The organism is Pseudolysinimonas sp. (genome assembly GCF_044239695.1).
In the GTDB taxonomy this organism is placed as follows: domain Bacteria; phylum Actinomycetota; class Actinomycetes; order Actinomycetales; family Microbacteriaceae; genus Pseudolysinimonas_A.
The window spans coordinates 1-5,772 of the sequence record NZ_JBIIAW010000142.1; the positions used below are offsets into that span (position 1 = coordinate 1).

The window sequence follows — 5,772 nt, forward strand, 5'->3', positions numbered from 1 at the left end:
GCAGCCCACTGCGCGCAGTGGGCCCTGACACCCACCGATCTCGCGGCGGCCGCGAGCACGTTCGCCGCATGACGTTCACCCCCGGGTCACGGATGTCGGCTGCGCTGGGCGGCATGCCCAGACCCCGGATCTCTGCCCTGCTCGTCGTGCCGTTCACCGCGCTGCTCATCCTGCTGCCGGCCGCGTTCGCCTCGGCGCACAACTACTCGGCGACGGTGTACGCCGAGATCACGGAGCCGGAGCCCGGGCTCGTGCGCGCCGTCCTGGACCTCGAGTACGTACTGCTCGCCGTCGACGGCGGCGCGGCGATGGAGGACGCGGAGTTCACCGTCGCCGCCTACGACGACGTGCAGGCGAGCGGGCAGGACCCGGCGAAGCTCACGACCGAGATCCTCGACCAGTACTCGGACACCGTCCTCGGCTATGTGCAGCCCCGCTTCCAGGTCGCTCTCGAACCGGAGTACGGCGAGACGCCGGTCTCGTGTGCGAGCGAACTCGCCGAGCCCCTGTCGATCGTCCTCATCGAGAACGTGCCGCACGCCCGTTTCGTGTTCGACTACGACTGCCGCGAGTCGACGAGTATCGCGGCCGCGGTCTACCGGATCTCGACCGGACTCTTCCCGGGCACGGCTCCCGGCGGCCAGACCACCACGATCGTCAGGTACGACACCGTGGCCGGTTCGGGCGTCGCGAACCTCGACACCGACACGAATCCGACGATGACGACGACGCAGGACTGGGGCTCGCGGATGGGCGAGTTCTTCCTCCTCGGCGCCGAGCACCTCCTGTTCGGTCTCGACCACATCCTCTTCCTGCTCGCGCTCATCGTCGGGTCGCGCCGCCTGCGCGACATCGTGCTCGCGGCGAGCGCCTTCACCGTGGCGCATTCGCTGACCTTCGTTCTTGCGGCACTCGGCGTGGTCTCCGTTCCGGCGATCATCGTCGAGCCCGTGATCGCAGCCTCGATCGCTTTCGTCGCCCTCTGGTACCTCTCCGGTGTCTGGCGTCGGCGATCCACGGTGATCGCCGAATCCGCGGCCGTGCCGGAACGTCTTCCGATGCGGGGCGCGGACTGGCTGCGCGTCGGCGTGGTCTTCCTGTTCGGGCTCATCCACGGCGTCGGCTTCGCCGGCGCGCTGGGCATCGACGAGCCCTTCAGCTGGGGACTGCTCGGCGCGCTGCTGGTCTTCAACGTCGGGATCGAGGTCGTGCAGCTCGCGATCATCGCGATCGTGTTCCCCGTCCTGGTCCTCCTGCGTCGGCGCGTCTCACCGGTCGGCTTCTGGGTCGGCGTCGTCGTCGCCGCGGGCGTCGCGGTGGTCGGCCTGTTCTGGTTCGTCGAGCGCCTCGTCAGCGCGGGCTGACCAGATCGGGCGGTGGCCCTCGCCCTGCTGGGCCTGAGGCGGCGCCTCACTGTGCACAGTGGGTCACCGATTTGACCCGGTTCCCGTGACCACAGCCGGTCCGACCACTTCCCGTTCACCTCGACGTCGCTTCGCGGCGTTGGGCTGCGTCCGTAACCAATCGCCCCCCCCCGCCATCGGAGCCTCATGTCTCGCCGCACCCCTTCCTCGACCCCCCTCACCCTCCGCTCCTGGTTCCGCCGCGGCCTCGCCGTGGCGGCGGCAGCAGGCCTCGCGGGCACCGGACTCGTCGTCATGAGTCCCGCTGCCGCCGCCCCCGACCCGGCGGACGTGACCTGGGAGGCGGTGAACGCCCCGACCCCGACCGCGGACCTGCTCGACGTCGAGTTCGCCGCCGACGGTGCCGCGACCGACGTCTCGGCTGCGGCGCACGCCCTGACGGCGAAGCCGGCCGCCGGCACGACGAGCGACGACCCCGACCTCGGCCGGTGGGTCGCGAACCTCGACGGTTCGCAGGCGTGGGGGGCCGCCTGGACGACCGGCGACTACGCGCTGGAGAACGACGGTGCCTCGATCGAAGTGGTCTTCAAGGTCGACGTCCCGATCACGGACGGGTACCAGGATGTCATCGGCAACATGCAGTCCGCCGGTTTCGGGATCGAGCTCGTGCCGGGCCCCGACGCCGAGCACGGCGGCATCGAGATCTACGCCCACACGACGAGCGGCGGCTACGGCGCGCTGCCGACGGCGACCTACCGCTACGGCGAATGGGTGCATGTGGTCGCCACCTTCGACGGCTCCGAGAAGAAGGTCTACGTCGACGGCGACCTCGTGAGCGCGGAGCCGGCCGGCTCGGCGACTCTGACGACGCCCGGTGCCGCGTCGCAGACCTGGATCATCGGCGGCGACGTCGACGGCAGCGGCAACTCCTCGGCGCGGCTCGTCGGCGCCCTCGCGACGGCTCGTCTCTACTCGGTGCCGATCGGCGACCTCGACGCCTACCGGCTCGCGGTCGCGGGCGGCTTCGCGGAGGACACGCTCGCCCCGGTCGTGCGCGCGGTGTCGACGCCGACCGACCACGCCGACCTCGACGTGGAGTACATCGCCCCGGCGATCGAGGCGAGCGACGACATCGACCCGACGCCGGGTCTCTCGATCTCGGTGACGGGTCCGGATGACGTGACCGCCCCGCTCGACCTCGACACCCGGACGTTCACCCCGAACCAGGACGGCGTCTACACGCTCGTCTATCAGGCGGTCGACGAGGCCGGCAACGTCGGCACGGTCGAGTACCTCGTCGCGGGAGGCGACGCCGAGCTCCCCGAGGACCCGGAGACGCCGACGACGCCGGACTCCACGGCCGACGGCGTCACCGACTGGAAGTTCTCGGCCATCGGCGACATCCACGACAACTGGGACGAGCTCGTCGAGGCCTACGACTTCTGGGCGACCCAGGGGGTCGAGACGACGCTGTGGCCCGGTGACCTGACGAACGGCAACACCGAGCAGGAGTACATCGAGCTCAAGAACACGATCGACTCGGTCGCCGGCTACGGCATCGAGCACTACGCGTCCCTCGGCAATCACGACGTCGCGGGCGGTCAGTTCGGCGACTACGCGCTCTTCGAGACCGCGACCGGGCAGCGCCCGAACGCCGAGTACGTCGTGAACGGCTATCGCGTCATCACCGTGAGCCCCGGATCGGGCGAGTTCGCGGAGGATGCGACAGCGGCCCCGGGCACCGTGGTCTCCGGTACCCCGACGGTCGCGGCTTCCGGCGGCTACGCGTACGCGGCGGACTGGCTCGAGTCCCGGCTCGCGGCGATCACCGCCGCCGAGCCGGAGAAGCCGGTGTTCGTGCTCGTGCATCACCCGATCCGCTGCACCCACTACGTGTCGAACGAGTGGTACGGCAGCGGCCTCGCCACCGGCTGCGGCGACAACTTCGACTCGTTCCTCGAGGACTACCCGCAGGCGGTGGTCTGGGGCGGGCACATCCACACGCCGAACCACATCCCCACCTCGATCTGGCAGGGCACCGAGGCGGGCGGCGGGTTCACGACCGTCAACGCGCCGCCGCTGGCCTTCCTGGAGATGGAGAGCGGCGTCGTCGGGGCCAACTCCCACCAGCTCTCGGACTCGACGCCCGACGACGCGGGCGACAACCGCGAGACCGCGATCGTCGAGGTCGACGGCAGCAAGGTGAAGATCACGAACTACGACCTCCAGGCCGACCTGTGGGAGCCGACGGTGTGGGAGTGGGACGTCGCCGACTCGCTCGACGAGAGCGCGACCTACGAGGAGCGCTTCCCGCTCGGCGACGCCCGCGCGGACCGCACCGCCGGGCCGGTCTGGCAGGGGGATGACGCGATCACCGTGTCGGCCATCACCGAGACGGGCGCCCAGGTCGACTGGACGCAGGCCGAGGCGGCGCCGAACGAGGTGCACGACATCGTGCAGAAGTACCTCGTCGACGTCGTCAACGTGAACACCGGTCAGACGGCGCTCTCCTTCCAGCGCTGGTCGCAGTACTACGTGCTGCCCCTGCCGGCGACCGTCGGCCACGACATCTGGAACCTGGAGCCCGGAACGCAGTACGAGATCCGCATCACCCCGATGAACGCGTGGGCGAAGGTCGGCGTGCCCCTGACGACGACCTTCCGCACCGAGGGTGACGGGGCCGACGAGGTGTCGGACTTCGAGGATCACGGCGCCGCGATGCCGGTCGCCGACCTGCTCGACGTCGACTTCGAGTCGGTCGCCGACGTCTCCACGAACGCTGTGCCGTACACGCTGCTCGATGAGACCGCGACGGGCCCGGCGACGGGCCAGCCGCTCCAGGTTCTCGTCAGCGAGGCAGACAAGGTCCGGATCGTCGACGGCTTCACGATGGATGCGGCGTTCGTGGCGAACGGTCCCGGTGACGTGTTCACCTACGGGCAGCCCGGAGCGATCTCGAACGTGCTGCGCGTCACACCGCTCGACGCGACCCGCGGCACGCTGAGCGACGTCGCGGTCATCCAGGGCGAAGACAACATCCTCTGGCAGCGCACGATCACCTACGGTCAGCCGAACCACGTGGCCCTGCGCTTCACCGGCACCGAGCTCGACATGTGGGTCAACGGCGAGCGTCTCGGCGGCACGGAGGTCGAGTCCGACCTCGCCCCGTACCTCGGGGCGGCCGGCATCCCGTACTTCCTCGTCGCGGGTGGCTCGACCGACGGGGCCGGCAACATCCTCAACCCGCTGGATGGCGACGTCACCGTCGCGCGCGCCTTCTCCACCGCGCTCACCGACATCGAGATGGCGCGGATCGCCCACCAGGCCCAGCCGGCCACCGACTTCGTCCTGCCTGCGGTGCGTGCGGTGTCGACTCCCGCCTCGCGCGGCACGACGGGCGTGGAGTACACGGTGCCCGCGCTCGAAGCCGTCGACGACTCCGGCGCGGTCGCCGAGACCTCGATCACGGTGCTCGGCCCGTGGGGCGATGAGGTCCTGGCGACGACGGGCGCGGCCGGGGCGTTCACCCCGCAACTGCCGGGCAAGTACACGCTCGTCTACGGAGCCATCGACGGAATCGGCAACGACAACGCGCGGCGGTACTCCGTGACGGTCGTGCTCGGGGCGACCTCGGGCACGAGCGACGACGTGCCGGCGGCCGACCTGCTCGACGTCGACTTCTGGAACGCGAGCCGCACGGGCGTCGCCGATCAGGCCGACCTCACCGACCACTCGCCCCATGACCGCGAGTTCACACGGGTGACCGGCGCGCCGATCACGATGAACAGCGAGCTCGGCAAGCCGGTCGCGACCTTCGCCAACAGCGACGACCTCTCGTACCGCACGGCGTGGAGCGCGGCCGACTACGCGGCGCAGAACGACGGCTACGCGTTCGAGGCGACGTTCAACATGTCGTCGTCGGCGCCGTGGGACGACTACCAGAACGTCTTCAGCAACCAGCAGGGGGCCGGCATCGGGTTCGACGCCTACGAGATCGACTCGAGCGACTGCTACCTCAGCGAGGAGCAGAAGGCGGGTCACGACTTCTGCGTGACCCTGTGGGTCGAGCCCAGCGCCGACGACCGGCTCTCGGTGGGTCTCGACTACGACACCTGGTACCAGGTCGTCGCGACGAACGACCTCGCTCACGAGCGGCTCTACGTCAACGGCGAGCTCGCCGCCGAGGTCGGCGGGGCCGAGGCGCCGGCCACCCCGGAGGACGGCGCCACGAACTGGGTGATCGGCGGCGACGCGTCGGGCGACAACGGCGTGTCGAACCCCTTCACCGGGATGATCTCGTCCGCCCGCATCTGGTCGAACCCGCTCACCCCGGGCGACATCGCGGCGCTGTACGAGGCGAGCACTTCCCCGACCGACCCGGTCGACCCGACGGATCCGGTCGACCCCG

The 5,772-nt window shown here is 70.2% G+C and carries 2 protein-coding genes; both read left to right on the top strand.

Translation table 11 applies throughout. From position 1 onward, the window contains the following. Positions 1–113: 113 nt before the first annotated feature. On the top strand, positions 114–1,364 hold the full coding sequence (locus ACILQS_RS15105; protein WP_395640948.1) for a HupE/UreJ family protein: 1,251 nt from the start codon (positions 114–116) through the stop codon (positions 1,362–1,364). 186 nt (positions 1,365–1,550) lie between these two features. Next, positions 1,551–5,772: LamG-like jellyroll fold domain-containing protein (locus ACILQS_RS15110; RefSeq protein ID WP_395640949.1), on the top strand; the 4,222-nt coding region annotated here is incomplete at its 3' end.